This window comes from Desulfovectis peckii (genome assembly GCF_055391705.1).
The window spans coordinates 631,649-649,982 of sequence record NZ_AP042409.1 but is presented as its reverse complement, the minus strand read 5'-3'; the positions used below and the strand labels follow the sequence as shown (position 1 = coordinate 649,982).

Annotated in this window: 20 protein-coding genes, 2 tRNA genes and 1 riboswitch; of the genes, 7 read left to right on the top strand and 15 right to left on the bottom strand. The window is 44.1% G+C overall.

Annotation, left to right across the window (positions count from 1 at the left end; all coding sequences use genetic code 11):
• Positions 1-74: 74 nt before the first annotated feature.
• Both ACZ5NG_RS03220 and ACZ5NG_RS03215 read left to right on the top strand, forming a co-directional pair.
• Positions 75-662 carry a DUF6657 family protein gene (locus ACZ5NG_RS03220; RefSeq protein WP_464252558.1) on the top strand — a complete coding sequence of 196 codons (588 nt, stop codon included), beginning with the start codon at positions 75-77 and terminating at the stop codon, positions 660-662.
• Between the two features lie 65 nt (positions 663-727).
• Positions 728-1,603: a helix-turn-helix domain-containing protein gene (locus ACZ5NG_RS03215; RefSeq protein WP_464252557.1), complete on the top strand. Its 876-nt coding sequence runs from the start codon at positions 728-730 to the stop codon at positions 1,601-1,603.
• Positions 1,604-1,659: 56 nt separating this feature from the next.
• Here ACZ5NG_RS03215 and ACZ5NG_RS03210 read toward each other — a convergent pair whose 3' ends face one another.
• Positions 1,660-2,301: a C40 family peptidase gene (locus ACZ5NG_RS03210; protein ID WP_464252556.1), complete on the bottom strand. Its 642-nt coding sequence runs from the start codon at positions 2,299-2,301 to the stop codon at positions 1,660-1,662.
• Positions 2,302-2,435, bottom strand: a riboswitch (cyclic di-AMP (ydaO/yuaA leader). It abuts the gene before it with no gap.
• Between the two features lie 352 nt (positions 2,436-2,787).
• Here ACZ5NG_RS03210 and ACZ5NG_RS03205 point away from each other — a divergent pair.
• Positions 2,788-7,026, top strand: a complete 4,239-nt coding sequence (locus tag ACZ5NG_RS03205) for an acyl-CoA dehydratase activase-related protein (RefSeq protein WP_464252555.1) — start codon at positions 2,788-2,790, stop codon at positions 7,024-7,026.
• Positions 7,027-7,055: 29 nt separating this feature from the next.
• Here ACZ5NG_RS03205 and ACZ5NG_RS03200 read toward each other — a convergent pair whose 3' ends face one another.
• The 4 genes from ACZ5NG_RS03200 to ACZ5NG_RS03185 form a co-directional block, all read right to left on the bottom strand.
• On the bottom strand, positions 7,056-7,628 hold the full coding sequence (locus tag ACZ5NG_RS03200) for a manganese catalase family protein (RefSeq protein ID WP_464252554.1): 573 nt from the start codon (positions 7,626-7,628) through the stop codon (positions 7,056-7,058).
• Positions 7,629-7,641: 13 nt separating this feature from the next.
• Positions 7,642-7,914, bottom strand: coding sequence for a spore coat protein CotJB (locus ACZ5NG_RS03195; protein ID WP_464252553.1), 273 nt, complete (start codon positions 7,912-7,914; stop codon positions 7,642-7,644).
• A 17-nt stretch (positions 7,915-7,931) separates the two neighbouring features.
• A complete protein-coding gene (locus ACZ5NG_RS03190) occupies positions 7,932-8,639 on the bottom strand; it encodes a spore coat associated protein CotJA (RefSeq protein WP_464252552.1) in 708 nt (235 codons plus the stop codon).
• A gap of 87 nt (positions 8,640-8,726) precedes the next feature.
• Positions 8,727-9,254 (bottom strand): LysM peptidoglycan-binding domain-containing protein, encoded by a 528-nt coding sequence (locus ACZ5NG_RS03185; protein WP_464252551.1) that lies wholly within the window; start codon positions 9,252-9,254, stop codon positions 8,727-8,729.
• Between the two features lie 322 nt (positions 9,255-9,576).
• Here ACZ5NG_RS03185 and ACZ5NG_RS03180 point away from each other — a divergent pair, with 322 nt between their 5' ends.
• The gene (locus ACZ5NG_RS03180) at positions 9,577-10,815 is read left to right on the top strand and encodes an ATP-binding protein (protein ID WP_464252550.1); all 1,239 of its coding nucleotides are present in this window, start codon (positions 9,577-9,579) and stop codon (positions 10,813-10,815) included.
• 267 nt (positions 10,816-11,082) lie between these two features.
• Here ACZ5NG_RS03180 and ACZ5NG_RS03175 read toward each other — a convergent pair whose 3' ends face one another.
• From ACZ5NG_RS03175 to hslO, 5 genes are all read right to left on the bottom strand, one after another.
• Positions 11,083-11,631 carry a hypothetical protein gene (locus ACZ5NG_RS03175; protein WP_464252549.1) on the bottom strand — a complete coding sequence of 183 codons (549 nt, stop codon included), beginning with the start codon at positions 11,629-11,631 and terminating at the stop codon, positions 11,083-11,085.
• A 3-nt stretch (positions 11,632-11,634) separates the two neighbouring features.
• On the bottom strand, positions 11,635-12,519 hold the full coding sequence (locus tag ACZ5NG_RS03170) for an RluA family pseudouridine synthase (protein WP_464252548.1): 885 nt from the start codon (positions 12,517-12,519) through the stop codon (positions 11,635-11,637).
• A 64-nt stretch (positions 12,520-12,583) separates the two neighbouring features.
• Positions 12,584-12,658, bottom strand: a tRNA-Gly gene (locus ACZ5NG_RS03165).
• A gap of 4 nt (positions 12,659-12,662) precedes the next feature.
• A tRNA-Asp gene (locus tag ACZ5NG_RS03160) sits at positions 12,663-12,738 on the bottom strand.
• A gap of 202 nt (positions 12,739-12,940) precedes the next feature.
• Entirely contained in the window at positions 12,941-13,804 is an 864-nt protein-coding gene (gene hslO / locus ACZ5NG_RS03155) for an Hsp33 family molecular chaperone HslO (RefSeq protein ID WP_464252547.1), read from the bottom strand.
• Between the two features lie 108 nt (positions 13,805-13,912).
• Here hslO and ACZ5NG_RS03150 point away from each other — a divergent pair, with 108 nt between their 5' ends.
• From ACZ5NG_RS03150 to ACZ5NG_RS03140, 3 genes are all read left to right on the top strand, one after another.
• On the top strand, positions 13,913-14,314 hold the full coding sequence (locus ACZ5NG_RS03150) for a RidA family protein (RefSeq protein ID WP_464252546.1): 402 nt from the start codon (positions 13,913-13,915) through the stop codon (positions 14,312-14,314).
• Positions 14,315-14,369: 55 nt separating this feature from the next.
• A complete protein-coding gene (locus ACZ5NG_RS03145) occupies positions 14,370-14,996 on the top strand; it encodes a YigZ family protein (protein WP_464252545.1) in 627 nt (208 codons plus the stop codon).
• A 62-nt stretch (positions 14,997-15,058) separates the two neighbouring features.
• Complete coding sequence (locus tag ACZ5NG_RS03140; protein WP_464252544.1) at positions 15,059-16,051, top strand: anion permease; 993 nt, start codon at positions 15,059-15,061, stop codon at positions 16,049-16,051.
• A gap of 14 nt (positions 16,052-16,065) precedes the next feature.
• On the opposite strand, the gene ACZ5NG_RS03135 is transcribed toward ACZ5NG_RS03140, so the two are convergent.
• The 5 genes from ACZ5NG_RS03135 to ACZ5NG_RS03115 form a co-directional block, all read right to left on the bottom strand.
• Entirely contained in the window at positions 16,066-16,341 is a 276-nt protein-coding gene (locus tag ACZ5NG_RS03135) for a hypothetical protein (protein ID WP_464252543.1), read from the bottom strand.
• A 172-nt stretch (positions 16,342-16,513) separates the two neighbouring features.
• A complete protein-coding gene (locus ACZ5NG_RS03130; RefSeq protein ID WP_464252542.1) occupies positions 16,514-16,702 on the bottom strand; it encodes a 4Fe-4S binding protein in 189 nt (62 codons plus the stop codon).
• Between the two features lie 99 nt (positions 16,703-16,801).
• Entirely contained in the window at positions 16,802-17,284 is a 483-nt protein-coding gene (locus tag ACZ5NG_RS03125) for a CopD family protein (protein ID WP_464252541.1), read from the bottom strand.
• Between the two features lie 19 nt (positions 17,285-17,303).
• Entirely contained in the window at positions 17,304-17,498 is a 195-nt protein-coding gene (locus tag ACZ5NG_RS03120) for a DUF1858 domain-containing protein (RefSeq protein ID WP_464252540.1), read from the bottom strand.
• A gap of 202 nt (positions 17,499-17,700) precedes the next feature.
• The gene (locus ACZ5NG_RS03115) at positions 17,701-18,321 is read right to left on the bottom strand and encodes a hypothetical protein (RefSeq protein WP_464252539.1); all 621 of its coding nucleotides are present in this window, start codon (positions 18,319-18,321) and stop codon (positions 17,701-17,703) included.
• Positions 18,322-18,334 lie beyond the last annotated feature (13 nt).

The following is an 18,334-nucleotide window of genomic DNA, read 5'->3' as shown; positions in this document are numbered from 1 at the left end:
TAATAATGTTAGCATTAAATTAATTCTATAAAATTCTGAAAGTTAACTGCAAATAAAGGGGGTAATTATCAAAGATGAGTGGTGTTAAAATAAAAACTGCGTTGGAAAAGGCATTAGAAAGAGCGGCAGCACTGCCCCAGGTATCTCCGGAAAAACTGGATCAACTGGAATACAAACCCCAAGGTAATCATCTGGCCGGTAAATATTTAAACAACGGAGCAGATCTTGCCTCCGCATTAAAGGAAGTACCCGCAGAAAAATATCCCTACGTACTGGAGGGTATTGAAGAAACGCTGTTAAACAATATTACCCTCCCCGCTGACGAAAATGCCAAAAAGTTAAGCATGAAGGCATTTGAAGGCTTCTTTCAAATTAAAGAAGAACAAGATAAGTTAATTGAAATTGCCGGTGAACTGGAGCATTTTTTTAACTATTATTTACAAACTCTGGAACAAGTTAAAGCAAATGTTTCTGCCAGAGTAAGACAAAAGTATCAACAGGTCATTCAACAACTGGAAGCCCAGTATGGTTATGAGGTAAATATAAATCCGGAAAATCAACCCGAGTTTCAAAAAGAATACCAACAGATGATTGGCAATATAAATGAAAGATTTGAACAAGCACTACAGGGTATCAAACATAAAATAAAGACAATTAAATAATCTAACAGCCGGACAGGTACCAAAACTAAAGTTTAAAAACAAAGGTGTCAAGGGGGCGGTATAACATGAAAGCATGTAAGCATCTGCTAAGTACTGCCGAGGTGTGTAAAATCCTTGGTATTACCCCCGCAAAAGTACATCAGTTAATTAATGAAGGCTACCTGGAAGTTATTGATACAACACGGCTTAAACATGGGGTGGCAAATTTTTTTCAAGCTGCTCAGGTGGAAAAACTGATTGAACAAATGCCGCGCATTTTAAGACGGTGGCATTCTGAAGAAAATGCCCGTCTGGGAGCCAAAAACGCAGCCGTTCTCCGGGTAAAACGGCGTCATGCAGCTCAAAACGTTAAATCCCAAAAAGAAGTTTTTTTATCTTCTATAAACTTAGCACCGGAAAGCATTTATCGGTTACTGCGGGCAGCATATTTTTTATATCACCTTAACCATTATGCTAAAACCGGAAACGAATATCTTTATGATTTAAAAGAACAGGTACTATATGCCTTTTACCAAAGATATTCCGCCACAGACTGTTTAAAAATATTTTTTATTCCGGGAGAACAGCATATCAAACTCTGCCCGAAGTGCAAAAGAAAAGCACAACAACAGCGCATCAGTTACAGCGAATACGCCCGGCATACCGGCGGCTGTAATTGTTGTGTTAAAGATGACCGTCACTACAGTTTATACGAATTTGTTATAGATTACGACGAATATCACTTTTGTTTTCATACCCCATACACTGTAGCCCGCAAATGGTTCAAGGGTAAAAAGATTCCCACCAAATTCAGTAGCAGTCGCTATGAAATGGGTACCAATTTCGGGCGCTCCATTTTTGAACTGGAAGCCAAGGCAATTCCACTGGCGGAAGTAATTTCCGAATTAAAAGATTTTCTGGATTATGTAAACCAGTCTGCATTATCCGTTTCAAGAAGTTAATAAAAAGGCTGAAGCACTACGTTCGTTCGCAGTGCTTCAGCCTTTTTTAATCATATTTAAGGTAAAACGCGGCAAAAGCCGTACAAATGCTCTCCCCAATAAGGGCCGTAAATAGATGTAATTTGCACACCTCTGCTCGATGTTGAGCTAATGAACTGATTGTTGCCTAAATAAATACCGGTGTGCGATATATATCCCCCGTCTTTAAATGCCACGATATCCCCCGGCATAGCCTCTTGAACGGAAATTTTGGTACCGTAGTTATACTGTTCGGCGGCTGTGCGGGGCAAAGATATACCCGCATATTCATACACATACTTGACAAAGCCGGAGCAATCAAACCCTTGCGGTGAGCTTCCCGTATAGCGGTAGGGAGTACCCACAAATGACTTGGCGTAGGCGGTCAGTGCTGCTGCCCGATCCGTTCCACGGGAAACATCAGCAGTACGGGGGCGTTGCTCGGCAGCTGCGCTGCCCTCCTGCTTAACCAGCAGTACTTGACCGGGATGAATTAAAGGTGAACTAAGAGAGTTAAGACGTTGAATCTCGGCAACCGTTGTGCCATAGGTTACAGATATCCTCCACAACGTGTCGCCTTTTTGCACAGTGTGATAGGTATCTGCGAAAGCAACTGCAGGTGCCGCCGTCATTGCTGCAGTTAATACAGCAGATAACAAAAGTTTCTTAGTCCTTTTCATTTTGCCTCACTTTCCACGCCTACGAGGTTAGCTGCCGGGTTAGGACCGAAAGTGTAGCCCTTTGCTTAAAAAGCAATAAACCCCACATAATTGGTTCCCCCGCTTACCTAACGGTAATTCGGCGTATTCTGTTATTTTTACTAGTTGATTAATTGTTGGATATGTAACTATACGCACTAATACAATTATTTAGGGAGCAAAAAAGAAAAAATGTAAAAAAATAATACTTGTTCCTATGTTACCAAAATTTATTAACGAACACAATAACTTAAAAATAACTTTTTCGACAATAAATTATAACCTCGAATTATGCAATAGATTGGCAAGCTATTTAAAATGTGTTAAGTTTGTCGTAGAATTAATAAAAATACAATGATACCCACAAACTTATGTTTTGTTGCTTTCTTAATTTTGCTAATCATGGTAGTATATCTAATAGCTTGATGTACAGCGGAACAATTATAAGGAGAACAGTGAGGAGTAAAGATGAACAGCGTTTTAAATGTAGGGCTTGATGTTGGTTCTACTACCATAAAAATGGTTGTATTGGATAACCAAAACAATATCGTATATAAAAAGTATTTAAGACACTTCTCTGACATTAAAAACAGCTTGATAGCTTTGCTTGAAGATGCCAAGCCTGTTTTAAAGAGAAGATTGTTAACTATTATGATCACCGGTTCCGGCGGCTTTAATATTTCACGAAATTTAAACGTATCCTTTATTCAAGAAGTAATTGCCTGTGCCCATGCCATTAAAAATATCATTCCCAAAACTGATACCGCCATTGAATTAGGCGGCGAAGACGCTAAAATCACCTATTGGGGTGATTCTGTTGAACAAAGAATGAACGGAACTTGTGCCGGCGGTACCGGAGCCTTTATTGACCAAATGGCGGCATTGTTGCAAACCGATGCTGCCGGATTAAACGAACTGGCTAAAAACTATCGGCATATTTATCCAATAGCTTCCAGATGCGGTGTGTTTGCTAAAACAGATGTTCAGCCATTGCTAAATGAAGGGGTGGCAAAAGAAGATATTGCCGCATCCGTACTTCAGGCGGTAGTAAACCAAACAATCAGCGGATTGGCTCAAGGAAGACCAATTAGCGGTAAAGTAGCTTTTTTGGGCGGACCGCTGCATTTTATGTCCGAACTGAGAAAACGCTTTATTGAAACCTTGAATTTAAAAAGTGAAGATGTAATTGCTCCTAGCGATTCCCAATACTTTGTCGCTATCGGAGCGGCTTTGTCATCCCGTGAGGAAGAACCGGTTCCCTTTGAATGTTTATATGAAAGAAGCCCTAATATCTGGAAGATGAATGATGACGAAAGCGAAAAAACAGAACCGCTGTTCGCCAATGAAGCCGAGTATGAAGAATTTAAAGCCAGGCATGCCCGGCATAAAGTAAAAAGATTAGATTTAGCAAGCTACCAAGGCAACGCTTTCCTTGGTATTGATGCCGGATCTACTACCACAAAGGTAGCTCTGATCAGCGAAAAGGGCGAATTACTGTTTTCTCACTACGGCAGTAATATGGGCAACCCATTGGAATCAACCATTGAAGCCCTAAAGAAACTGTATGCCAAGATGAACGATAAAACCAAAATTGTCTGCTCAGCTGTAACCGGTTATGGAGAACGCTTAATCAAAGCGGCGCTAAAAGTAGACATTGGGGAAATTGAGACCGTTGCCCACTACAAGGCTGCCAGCTTTTTTCTGCCGAATGTAAATTTTGTGCTGGATATCGGCGGACAGGACATGAAAAGCTTAGTCATTCGTGACGGTGCTATTGATTCCATCATGTTAAACGAAGCTTGTTCTTCAGGCTGCGGATCATTTATTGAAACCTTTGCCCATTCGCTGAATATGGGTGTAAAGGAATTTGCCCGGCTGGGAATTAAGGCTAAAAACCCTGTTGATCTCGGCACCCGCTGTACTGTATTTATGAACTCCCGGGTAAAACAAGCCCAAAAAGAAGGTGCCGATATTGCCGATATTTCAGCGGGGATTTCTCTTTCGGTGATTAAAAACGCTTTGTTTAAAGTAATTCGCTTAAGAAGCCCGGAAGATTTAGGTAAAAACATAGTGGTGCAAGGGGGAACTTTCTATAACGACGCCGTACTGCGGGCGATGGAAAAAATCATCGGCCGTGAAGTAGTGCGCCCGGATATTGCCGGCATTATGGGTGCCTTTGGCGCGGCATTAATTGCCAAAGAAAATTATCAGCCGGGATATCAAACCACCCTATTGCCTAGCAGTGAGCTTAATGAATTTACAACGGAAACATCGATGAAGCGCTGCGGATTATGCGGCAACAACTGCTTAATTACCGTTAAGCGCTTTTCTAACGGGGAAGAATTTTACTCCGGAAACAGATGTGAACGAGGTGCGGGAAAACAAAAAGTTAAAAGCAACATACCAAACCTTTATGAATACAAATACAAGCGGGTATTTAACTACAAACCGCTGTCAGAAAAAGAAGCCACCAGAGGGACAATCGGCATACCAAGAGTGTTGAATATTTATGAGGATTACCCCTTTTGGTTTACATTTTTCACCGAGTTAGGGTATCGGGTAATTATTTCCCGGCGGTCATCCAAACGTTTATTTGAGTTGGGCATGCATACCATTCCCTCAGAATCCGTCTGTTATCCGGCAAAACTGGTGCACGGACACATCATGGATTTACTTAATAGGGGAGTTAAAAAGATATTTTATCCGTGTATACCTTTTAATATTCCTGAGGATCCGGAAGCTAACAACAAGTACAACTGCCCAATTGTTACTTCTTACCCGGAAACGATTAATGCAAATATAGAAATTTTAAGAGATAAAGACATTACTTTTTACCATCCCTTCCTTCCTATTGACCGGCCCAAGCGATTAGTTAAAAGATTAGTTGAAGAGCTGGCACCGGAAGGATTGTCTAAACGTGAAATTGTCAGGGCGGTTAAGAAAGCTTATGGGGAACTTAATCGATACAAAGGGGATGTGCGGAGAAAAGGGGAAGAAACCCTGGCTTATATAAATAAACATAATATCAAAGGTATCGTGCTGGCCGGACGACCCTATCATATTGATCCGGAAGTGAATCACGGCATACCGGAAATGATCAGATCCTACGGTTTTGCCGTTTTGTCGGAGGATGCGATCAGACACCTGGCAAAGATAGAAAGGCCGATTCGGGTAGTTGACCAATGGGTATATCACTCCCGCATGTATGCGGCCGCTACTTTCGTGGCCCGGCAAAAAAATCTGGAATTAGTTCAGCTTAATTCTTTCGGCTGTGGTTTAGACGCGGTAACTACCGACCAAGTGCAAGAGATATTGGAATCTTACGGTAAAATTTATACCGTGCTGAAGATTGATGAAATCAGTAACTTGGGGGCAGCCCGCATTCGCATTCGTTCGCTGATTGCCGCCATTAAAGAGCGGGATAAAAGAAACTTTACGCCCAAGAAACTGTACCGCTACCCAGGGCGTGTACTGTTTACCAAAGAAATGAAGGAAACTCATACTATATTGTCGCCACAGATGTCGCCCATTCATTTTCAATTTTTAAGAACCGGGTTTGAAAAAGCCGGTTATAATATCGAGGTGCTGCCGTCAGTTGATAAGGCTGCCATTGACGAAGGCTTAAAATACGTACACAATGATGCCTGCTACCCCACAATAATTGTCGTCGGTCAGTTAATGAAAGCCTTGCAATCCGGAAAATACGATTTGAACAAAACTTCGCTGATCATCAGCCAAACGGGCGGCGGCTGTCGCGCCACCAACTATATTGCCATGATTAGAAAGGCCTTAAAAGATGCCGGACTTGAACATATACCGGTAATTTCACTATCAACCGGTTTAGAGAAAAACCCCGGATTTAAGGTTACCATGCCCATTTTAAATAACTTACTGATGGGGCTGGTTTACGGCGATTTGCTGATGCGAGTGTTGTATCGGGTGCGGCCCTATGAAAAAGTGCCCGGTTCGGCAAACAGCCTGTATCAATACTGGGTAGATAAGTGCCAGCAGTCGTTAAAGAATGATAACCGTGACGAATTTATTCAAAATATTTATGACATCGTCAGAGATTTTGACCACTTAGAAATCTATGAGGATTTAATTAAACCAAGAGTGGGCGTAGTGGGTGAAATTTTAGTTAAATATCACCCCACTGCAAACAACAATGTTGTAGAACTGTTGGAAGCGGAAGGTGCGGAAGCGGTAGTGCCTGATTTAATTGACTTCTTTTTATACTGCGCTTACAACAGCGAAATTAAATACCGGCTGTTGTCGGGAAGTTTTCGCAAAGCACTTGGCGGACGGTTTTCGATCAACAAAATAGAATCTTACCGCCATGATATGAAAAAAGCACTACAAGAAAGTAAGCGCTTTGAGCCTCCCGTTTCTATTGAGCAAAAGGCTAAATACGCCGCCAAACACCTGTCACTGGGTAACCAGACCGGAGAAGGCTGGTTTTTAACGGCGGAAATGCTAGAGCTGATTCACAGCGGGGTAAATAACATTCTTTGCTTACAGCCCTTTGCCTGCCTGCCGAACCATATTACCGGCAAGGGCATGATTAAAGAACTGCGCCGCAGTTATCCGGCTGCCAACATTGCCGCCATTGACTACGACCCGGGTGCCAGTGAAGTCAATCAGCTTAACCGCATAAAACTGATGCTTTCGGTAGCGGAAGAAAATATCAAAAAGTCCCAGGCAATTTAACCCTGGGACTTTTGTTGTGCGATGATAAGTTAAAATATTTTTTTGCTTTCCATAAATCCTTGTACGCTGTTCAGTGCCTCGCCAAAGCGCTGATAATGAACTACTTCCCGCTCCCTTAAGAAACGCAGGCTGTCTTTTAGCAATGGATCGTCGGTTAATCTAATTAACTGTTCATATGCCTGCCGCGCTTTTTGCTCGGCAGCCAAATCCTCATGTAAATCCGCTACCGGGTCACCTTGCGCCTGAATATAAGACGCAGTCCAAGGTACGCCGTTGGGATCTACGTAAAACAAGGCACTGTTATGCACCGCATAGTGTTCACCCAGGCCCTCTCTTCTTAGTACATCCGGAGGTACGTCCTTCAAAAGTTTAAAAACCATGGTGCCAATCATTTCCAGGTGGGCAAGCTCTTCAGTGCCGATATCTAATAACAATCCCTGTGCTTTTCTGGTCGGCATAGTAAAACGCTGGTTTAAATAGCGCAGGGCTGCGGAAAGCTCTCCGTCCGGGCCACCGTATTGTGTAAGCAAAAACTTCGCCATCCTCACATCGGGTTTACTTACCCGTACGGGGTATTGAAGCATTTTAACATATGTCCACATGGGTAAGTCCCTCCTAATATTCTATTTCCCAAGGCCATGGAGATTCAATCCACTGCCAGTAGTCATCTCTGGTAACTGCATCAGTGGTTAATGCAAAACAACTGCGGTTAAACTCATCTCTGAGCTGCATCATTCTTTCGTTGGCTCTTTGTAAATCCCGCAGCGCTTTTTCATCATCGGGATGGGTATCTAAAAACAATACCAGTTCCATATGGATAAAATGCCACTGCATTAACTCACGCATTAACCGCATACATCTTCTGTCTAATACAACACCGTTATTCATATATTACTCCTCCTTTGTTAACGCCGCCGCCCTTGCGGCATCCGACGTTCTCCAAAGTTTAGATAAGGACGCGGTACTCTCGGCGGTGTTTCTTCCGGATAATAAGGGCTGTACAATTCGGGGAATAGCGTGCCCTTTTCCAACGCCTTCCGCGGTGTAAAGGTGCACAGGTATTTTTGCCAAGGAATGTAAGGATAGCCTAAACATTGCAGCGGGTAATAAAACCCCGGATCTGGATATGGGGCGCACCGATTGCCGTCATCATCATAGTCATCATCCGGTAAACCAGGGCAGTCCGGTTCAGGACAAGCGGGATCGTCGGGATAGTCCGGATACTGCGGATAATCAGGATACTCGGGACAATCCGGATAGTCTGGATATTCCGGACTTCCGTAATAGTTATCGTCGTACCATTTGCCTTTTACTTCCTCACTGACAGCTTCCAATTGAGCAGAACTTTCTTCTGAAGCAGCTTCTATTTGTTCGGAACTCTCTTCCAAAGCGGCTTCCGACTGAGCGGAATTTTCTTCCGCGGCTACTTCTAGCTGTTCATTTTCATACTGTTTTTCCGCTACTATCGGTTGCTCAGATTCAGCCGCCTGAATCGGTGTTTCCTCATTAGCCGGTTTCGCCTCTTTCTCATCTATAAAAGGCTGCTTCGGTGGATCAATTGGCTTTTTAAATTTATTTCCGCCATGTTGACCCGGTCTGAAGGTTATCTTCATGATTCAACCTCCCCTTTGGTTTTTAATATACTATGTGTTACTGCCATGAATTGTCACTGATAACACAATTTAGCCGATTGATTAGTTTCACCGGCATTGGCTTAAAGATGCCCGAGCAACAATCGGCCCTAATGGGCCTTGCGGGACGGGCTGTTCTTCAGCGGTGATAATTACTTCCGCAAATTGACCTACATTGATGTTTGCCGCCTGTCCCGCCCAAACACCGTTGGTCGGATTTAACTCAATGCGCGCGGATATGTTTTCGGTAATCAACCAACCGACAAAAAACTCATAAATAGTTGACGGCAGTCCGGCGGCAGCAATCAGTACATTGTTAGTGTCAAAATTCAGTAAAGCTACGCCTCTGGTACCGGGAGCAATATCAGTAGCTGCCAAAATCAGCGCGCACTCACCCTGTAGCGGCGGTTGCGGCTCTGCTGCCGGAATGCAAATTTCCTGCCCGGGATATACCAGGTTGGGGTCGCTAATTTGCGGGTTGGCAGCAATTAAATCATTTAATGATACGCCAAAGCGTTGGGCGATGATATATAAAGAGTCTCCTGCACGCACCCGGTAAATGGTTCCTCCCGGACAGCTTACTTGCCTGATTTTCAAATTTCGACCCCCCTTCTGGTTGGGAAATTATTGCATCATGATATGCTATTCAATAAAAGCAATATTTGTTAACAAATTATTGCCGTTTAACATTTTTTGTAGATAAAGGATGACGGTTGATATAAAATAACAATTATAATCAGGCTTATCTGAACTGGCGGCACGGTCAAGACAGTGCCCTACAATTTGCCGATAATCTTACCTTTTGACTGTAGGGGCAGGGTCCTACCCCTGCCCGTTTTCGCAAACGCCAAGTTTCTTTAGCAAAACGACGAGGGCGTCGTTCCCTTATATAGCAGGCAAATAACAGGAGGTCGAAACAGTGAATCCCGCACAACTAATAGAAAAGCTTACTGTTTACCGCAACATTATTAAAGATGAAACGGTGCAAGCATTGTTAAAGTTAAGCGGCGGCTCTGAAAATAAAGAAGCGGCCTTTGGCCGGTTTTATTTCAAACTGGCCGAAGCCGCCGAAAAGGATCTGCCCTACCTAACCAACGGCTGGCAAAATCACCTGGTAAATTTAATTATCGCTGATGACAACCCCTTTACCCGTGAGGCATCAAAAAAAGGAACCGGGCTGAATCCTTCCCTGTATCAAGCCGCCGCCCATGATTTAAAATGCCTGAAAATGCTGTTTTCTTTAAACGATTCATTAAAAGTAATATTAAACCGCTGCAATGATATGGTCACACCCTTGCCCAGGCACGGCAGTAAATTAGCGCAAACTTTGGCTGCTGCAGATGATTGGCAGCAGTGCCTTGACGATATGATTAACCACTACTATGTAAACGGTGTCGGTATTTTTGGGCGTTATCATGCCCTGCGCTGGGACGGCGAAAAGAAATGTTTAGTAGGCGTGGAAAACCCCGATCCCATTCAATTGTCAGATTTGATTGGTTATCACACTGAAAGGCAACAGGTGCTGGATAATACAGAGGCCTTTTTGGCGGGTTACCCGGCAAATAATGTTTTATTATACGGCGATCGTGGAACCGGAAAATCTTCTACCGTCAAAGCTTTAGTGCATACATACGGCAGTAAAGGCTTAAGGGTAATTGAAATGCCTAAGCAATATTTGGTGGATTTTCCCACAGTGGTGCAACAGCTGAAAAAACGCCCGCAGCATTTTATTTTATTTGTTGATGATCTTTCTTTTGAGGAATTTGAAGTGGAGTATAAAACATTGAAGGCAGTGTTGGAAGGCGGGTTGGAAGCAAAACCGCAAAACCTACTTATTTATGCTACCTCTAACCGCCGGCACTTAATCCGTGAAAGCTTCAGGGACCGCCAACAAGACGACATTCACGCCGGCGATACCGCCCAGGAAAAACTTTCACTGGCCGACCGTTTTGGCTTAACCGTTACCTTTGTCGCCCCAAATCAAAAGCAATACCTAGAGATTGTAGAAGGATTAGCCGCACAGCGGAAAATAGACATTAGCCGTGAGCAGCTACACCGGTTAGCTTTGCAGTGGGAATTAAGCCACAGTGGGCGCTCCGGCCGAGTAGCCAGACAGTTTATCGATTATTTGGAAGGGAAAATTAGAGCCGGGGTTTAATCAAATGGACAGGATTCCACCCCTGCCCCCTCTCGTAAATGTAGCGTAGTTTGTAGACCGCCAAGGCATTTACCTACGTATAGAAAACTGGAGCTTCTGTCTGCGCCCTACGGGCTTGACAGAAGCTCCAGTTTTCTTATACTATCATCATTAGTTTATATAACAGTTAGATAGTGCAAACACGCCGGCACATATAAATGAACGAGCTCCGCCGTCTCCGGAACTCCCTAACGCTCAAACAGTCCTCGGCGCTAATCCTGCCGTCCCCTACCACTCCCACCACCATATTCTGGGCAGTTGCCCTTGCCGCTCTCTTACTGCGGAATCCATTATTACCAAATCGCGAATGCGGCGATCTTTTAACAGCTCCTGCCAGCACTGGGCAACAACATCAATAAAATCCTGCTCTAAAGTAATGTTTTTGCTAATTAAAGGGCAGGAATAAGGCAGTTCTAAAGTTTCATAAATTAATATCAACCGCCCGTCACTTAACAAATGGGGTGCCAGGGGAAAAAGGCGGCAGCTTAGCGGGCGCTTTTCCCGAGGGCAGGGTTTTGTACAGCTCACAAAGTAAACCGGGTCGACCCATGACGGCGGAAAATCATCTTCCCGGGGATCCCGCTGTTCCCACTGCAGCCAATCCTCTCGGCCGGTAAACATCTTTTCTTCACCGGGAAAAAGGTACATGCCTAAAGTATTTTCCCGATCCGGCCGGCAGCAAATACTGCCGCACAGGTGTCCGCAGTCTTCTTTTAGCGGTGTTACGTATGCTGTTAAGTTGTAAATTTTTTGATAGTCAACTGTATTTGTTTTCATGGCTTATATTATATCATAGATTAATTTGCGTATATCATCCGGCGGCGGCACTTCCCAGCACAGCTTTTCTTCAGTAACGGGGTGAATTAACTCTATGCGGTGGCAGTGCAGTGCCTGCCTGTTAATGCCCTGAGGCAAACCGCCGTAAAGTTTGTCGCCCACCAGCGGAAAGCCGATGTGCTGCATATGCACCCTAATTTGGTGAGTGCGTCCGGTTTGCAGTACTAATTTAACCAGTGTGCTGTTTTTTAGATGCCTTTCTACTTTATAAAAAGTCACTGCTCGTTTGCCCTTGGCATCCACTATGTATTTTAAGGTACCGTCCGGACTGCGACCAATCGGCAGAGCAATTACTGCCTGCAGTTGATTTATTATACCGTGCACCACCGCCAGATACTGCCGGCAAAAGGCAGTGCTGTGCAGCTGCCGGGATAGTTTACTGTCTGCTACGGCATGCTTGGCCACCACCACCGGTCCGGATGTATCGCGATCCAGCCGATATACCGGTCGAAAAGGAATGGATAAATTATTTTGCCGAAAATAATAACTAACCGCATTAGCCAGCGTGCCCAAAGGTTCGTGCTTTAACGGATGCACCAGCATGCCGGCCGGTTTATTGACCACCAGCAGGTGCTCATCTTCAAAAATTATCTGCAGAGGAATGTTCTGCGGTTCAATGGTGTTCGGTTTATCCTCCTGCCAAGTTAGGGTCAGCACATCATCTGCCTTTACTTTTTCTTTGACATAAGCAAAAGAACCATTAAGGGCAATACCGTTGTGTTTTTTTAACTTGCGGATCATCTTCGAAGAAAGACCGATTTTGTGGCGCAGTATACTGTTTACCGTGCGGCCGGCTTCATTTTCTTTCACTTGGTAAGTAAGTTTCATTCAGCAGCACCATCTTAAATTTATTTGGATATATAAAAAGACCAGGTTTATTACCTGGTCCCACTGGAGCGGAAGACGGGATTCGAACCCGCGACCCTCGCCTTGGCAAGGCGATGCTCTACCACTGAGCCACTTCCGCAAAGTGGCGGTGCTGACGAGATTTGAACTCGCGATCTCCGGCTTGACAGGCCGGCATGTTAACCCCTACACCACAGCACCGCTTATATTTTGTTTGAGTCGCAACTTCCAGCGACATGAAATAGTGTACATCATAACATAAAAAATGTCAACCGTTTTTTTGAGTAAATTAGAATTTAAAGTTGCCATTTTTTAAATTGGCCTGACTTAACGCGCTAATTTGCATGAAATAAGCTGTTATTGCGGCGTTTTACCTTTATCGTATATGCAACGTTTCTTTTAATTACAGCAACTTCTTTAAATCTTCCTCATTAAAGTAATATTTCTCGGCGCAAAAATGGCACTGCACTTCTGCCCCGGTTTGGTCGGCAATCATGGATTCGATTTCCTCCCGGCCTAAACTTAAAATTAGTTCAGCAATTCTTTCCCGGTTACAGTTACAGGCAAACTGTATCGGTTGGCGCGCCAATATTTTATAATCAGTACCTTGGCAGGCCAAATTAACAATTTCTTCAGGAGTGGCTCCCTGCTCTACCAAACTGCTTATCGGCGGCATTTTGGTGATATTTTGTTCCAGCATCTGCAGGACCTTTTCCTCCGCCCCGGGCAGCAGCTGTAAAATTAGCCCGCCGGCCGCTTTTACCGTGTTGTCGGTATCCACCAGCACACCTAAAGATACCGCTGAGGGTGTTTGTTCGGAATTAGTTAGGTAATAAGCTAAGTCTTCGGCAATTTCACCGGATACTAACTCTACCGTGCCGGTAAAAGGTTCTTTTAACCCTAAATCTTTGCTTACTGATAATGTACCCGCACCGACAGCTGCGCCCACAGCCAGCTTACCGGGCTTTACACTGGGTAGGTGTACCTGAGGGTTTTGCACATACCCGCGCACATTCCCCTTGGCATCAGCAGTAGCCACTATCGCTCCCAATTCACCGTCGCCCAGTACCCGAACAGTTATTAAATCATCACCTTTCAAATTGGCACCCAGCAGCAGTGTACCGATCATGGTACGTCCTAAAGCGGCAGTGGCAACCGGCCAAGTATTATGACGGCGGCGGCCCTCTTCAACCAGATTTGTCGCTGTACAGGCAAAAACACGAAACTGTCCGTTACCGCCGACAGCTCTCACTAAATAATCCTGCATATGTCCTCTCCTCTCTTAAGCAACATTATACCACCAATTTTTTGACTTTATAAAGTTAGATTACATGTATATACTATTTATGAAGAAATTTAAGGAGGTTAGTCCAACATGCATCAGCGCAAAGTAATATCTACCGATAAAGCACCGGCCGCAATTGGGCCGTATTCCCAGGCAATTAACTTTGGTCCGCTGGTTTTTGTATCCGGGCAAATACCGGTTGATCCCGTCAGCGGCACGATACCGGAAAACGTTCAAGACCAAACCCATCAGGCGTTGAAAAACGTGCGCGCTATTTTGCAGGCCGCCGGCGGCGATTTAAATAACGTAGTTAAAACCACTGTATTTATTAAAGATATGAACGACTTTGCCAAAATTAACGAGGTTTACGCGCAATACTTTACCGAAGAGCCCCCGGCCAGAGCATGCGTAGAGGTAGCGCGTTTACCTAAAGATGTTTTAGTAGAAATTGAAGCCATTGCCGTAATACCGCCCATGAAACAGAAAAATTAGAGTAAAAACATTAACAAACCGGTAGCTTTTATGCTAACCGGTTTTGTGTCGGAGGATGAATTACATGGTTACTGACAGTTATTACACCTTGCAGCAACCGGCAGAAGCAGAAATTACAATTAAGAAATCCCGCTTTATTGCTACTGTTGCACCCGTTGAAGATGAAGAAGCCGCCGAAAAATTTATTAAATTAATTAGTGAAAAACATAAAGACGCCACTCACAACGTCTTTGCCTATGTAATTAACGAACAAAAGCAGCGCTTTAGTGACGACGGTGAACCAAGCGGCACCGCAGGGAAACCGGTACTAGAAGTAATTAACCGCAAAGGACTGGTTAAAACTGCGGTAGTAGTCACCAGATATTATGGCGGTATTTTATTAGGTGCCGGTGGACTGGTCAGAGCCTACTCCCAGGCAGCCAACCTGGGGTTAGAAAAAGCGGGTATTGTAGAAAGGGTACGGCATCAAAAAATAATCATCACTATGGATTACCAATGGTTGGGCTTAGTAAAACGGGAAGTAGAAAATTGCGACGCTAAAGACATTAAACTGGACTATGGACAGCAAGTTAAGCTGCAGGCACTGGTTATTCCCCCTTTAGTACCGGGACTTATCAGCCGTTTAACAGAAGCTACTGCCGCTCAAATTACCATTGAACAGGCCGGCTTTTTTTATGTTTAGCCGCAAAATAATTTAACCTCATAAAATTTTGTTCGCCGCGTAAACTAACAGTGGGGTGCAACATGCCGGAAAATATTTTATTACTTATCTTAATCGTCGGTTTGGCGTTAATCTTTGACTTTATAAACGGGTTCCACGATACCGCCAATGCTGTAGCCTCTCCTATTGCTACCGGCGCTCTAAAACCCAAGCAGGCGATTATTCTGGCCTCGGTATCTAACCTAATCGGTGCCCTTGCCTTTACCGGTGTAGCCCAAACCATTGGGGAAGGAATTGCCAATCCTTCCCGGCTGCCCAACGGTTTGCCGGTTATACTGGCGGCACTGCTGTCCAGTATTATCTGGAACCTCTTCACCTGGTTTTTCGGTATCCCCAGCAGTTCATCCCATACCTTAATCGGTTCACTGGCCGGGGCGGCAACGGGTGCCGCCGGATTGACGGCGGTAAATGGGCAGGGGTTATTAAAAATTATTCAATCCCTATTACTTTCCCCAATATTGGCAATCGCTTTGGGTTTTACATTAATGACACTGATTAAATTTTTTGTGCGTTCAATATATTCTACCCGAACGCAAAACGCCTTTAGAAGAATGCAGGTGTTTACCGCTTTTTTTCAAGCTTTCAGCCATGGCAGCAATGACGCGCAAAAAACTATGGGGGTAATTACCTTTGCCTTGGTAGCCACAGGAATTTTAGAAACGATGACCGTTCCTCTGTGGGTAAAGGTTTCCGCGGCAGCGGCCATAGCTTTGGGCACGTCTGCCGGCGGTTGGCGAATAATACGCACTGTCAGCCGGGGAATTACCGAACTTAAACCGCCCAACGGATTTGCTGCCGATATGTCTTCCGCAAGTATTATTTTATCAGCCACCTTGTTAAAACTGCCGGTAAGCACCACCCATGTCATTTCTTCTTCTATTGTGGGGGTAGGAATGAGCAAAGGGCGCCATGCCGTCAACTGGCTAACAGTGCGCGACCTGCTGATTACCTGGGCAATTACCCTGCCAATAAGTTTTCTAATGGGAATGATACTTTATTGGATAATTACGCTATAAAATAACCGTCAAGATTAATGAAAGCTGTCCGCAGGTACATCAAAACTCACTGTGCGCACCTCAACACCGTGAATCTGTTGCAAACTTTGTTCTATTTCTTGTCTTTCTTGTTCAGTTGCTTCCACCGTCAGCGTGATCACACCGCGGTTTCTGCTGGGAGCAGAAATGCCGCTGCGGGACAGTATTTGCTGACCGTAACGGGTAAGTACCTCTTGTACTTCCGGAGCTCGCGAAGCCCGTTCATCGACAACCATGCCGATAATGGCAATATCCCTTTGATTATTACCCATATAAAATACTCCTCCCATTAAAATAGTTATGCCAATCTTTTTGTTGTAAAAAAGTATTGGCTTTTTTATTGTTCCCAGGCATGGAAAAAATAATCTTGTATAATAAAAAAAGCGCCCACCTGTTTGGACGCTTTTAAATTGATTTGCAGGTATTCAGCTTTTAATTAGTTGTCTATTCATCCAGCATAAAAATAGAACTGGTAGGGCAGTTTACTTCACATTCTAAACAGCCGGTACAGGCTTGGGGATTAACTACCTGACAGTCATGCTCATCAATTTCAAACACGTTAGGTTCAGCCGGGCAAACATTGTGGCAGTTTCCGCAGCCTATGCAAGTTTCATGGTTAATTACCGGTCGCACCGTATCACCGCCTTTTAACTGCTTGTACCACTTTATAATAATCTTTTTATTAAATTTAGACAATAACTCTGCGCTAAAAATATCTAAACTTATAGTTTGTTATCTGATAATTGACATGATAAAAAGTATGGTAATGCCTAAGATTAAACTGGCATTTGATAAAACAACAAACTGCTTTTGCATTCGCATTAACTCTTTAGAGGGCTGCTCACCCGGCGGGGGAGCCATTGCCGGAATGCGTTTAGCCATATAGCCGCTCACTATAATAGTAATAACAACCATTACCAGTACTAAAAATAATTTCAATGTCATTAACTGCCCGTAGCGAGTTTGGCTAAACAATTCCCAGCCCTGATAATAAAGCCGGGGAAACAAACGGTAAATGCCACTGACTATAAGCAACACCATGCTTCCCCAGGCAAAATAACGGAAGCGTTCAATGCCCATTAGCCTCAAAAACTGCGGCGGTATTCCTTTTGCCCCCACTGCCGGTGTAAGCACCAGCATCATAAAAATCATGCCGCCTATCCAAGTAACAAAGCCAAGGTAGTGCAGCCAATTCATCAAACCAACCAGAGTCATCCCAATCGCTCCCGATATACTATTTAACCGCTTCGTTTAGCTCCTTGAGCAAATCATTAACATCAATGCCGTGCAGGGCCGCACCCTTTTCCAAACTTTCTAACTGCGCGGTAGGGCAGCTGATGCAACCCATCCCTTTCTTTTTAAAAACCTCTATAGTTTGCGGAAACGCTTTTACGATGTATCCCATGGTCATGTCTTTAGTAATTTTCATGTAAATCACTCTCCTTAACTTTAGTATGGTAATAGTTTTTCACCACAGCAATTTTTTATAATACCGATGACCCCAGTTAATATTTATTTAACTGGGTTAAATATAACATAGGTTAAAAACTAAAACTGTGATCTATTTAACAGTTAAGGAGATTTTTCCAAAAACATAAAAGAAATTTAACAACTACAGTGCAACAGCCGGCTTAGCAACCTGCCCTGTTTTTAAAGGTATTCCAGCCAATTCTGTCTATTGTGCTGCCGATTCTTTCCCGTGGCTTGGCATGTTCGGCATATACTTGCATAAGCTTTTTGGCCAGTTTTACCGCCTGCTCTTCCGTTAGCTTTTGGCCGGCTACATTGGCCACCCGCGGTTTTAAGCCGCCGGTACTGCCGCCAACCGTTAAAGTCCAACCATGAGCTGTGGCAATAAAGCCGATATCCCGCAGCATCGACTGCATGCAGCAGTGGGAACAGCCGGATACGGCTACCTTTACTTTGCGGGGCAAGGCCATATCTAACTCTTTTTCCAGTTTTGCCGTTAAGCTTTTACAATCAGCCAAGGCCAACAAGCAGTTTTCAGCCATACAGAAATTAATAGTTAATGGTTTTTGAGTCTGTTCAGCGGCAGATAAACCTAATTCCTTTCTGACGGCTGCCAGATCCGCTTTCTTAATTCCGGCCAGCGTCATCGAGCCCCTGCCCCTTACCTTGGCCAGCGGGATATGGTACTTTTTCATCACCAAGCCAATTTTTCGCAGTGTTTTTTCGTCAATTTCACCGGATGAAAATTTAAGAGTAACCGTCTCGGTATCTTTGAACGACATAAATTTCCCACCT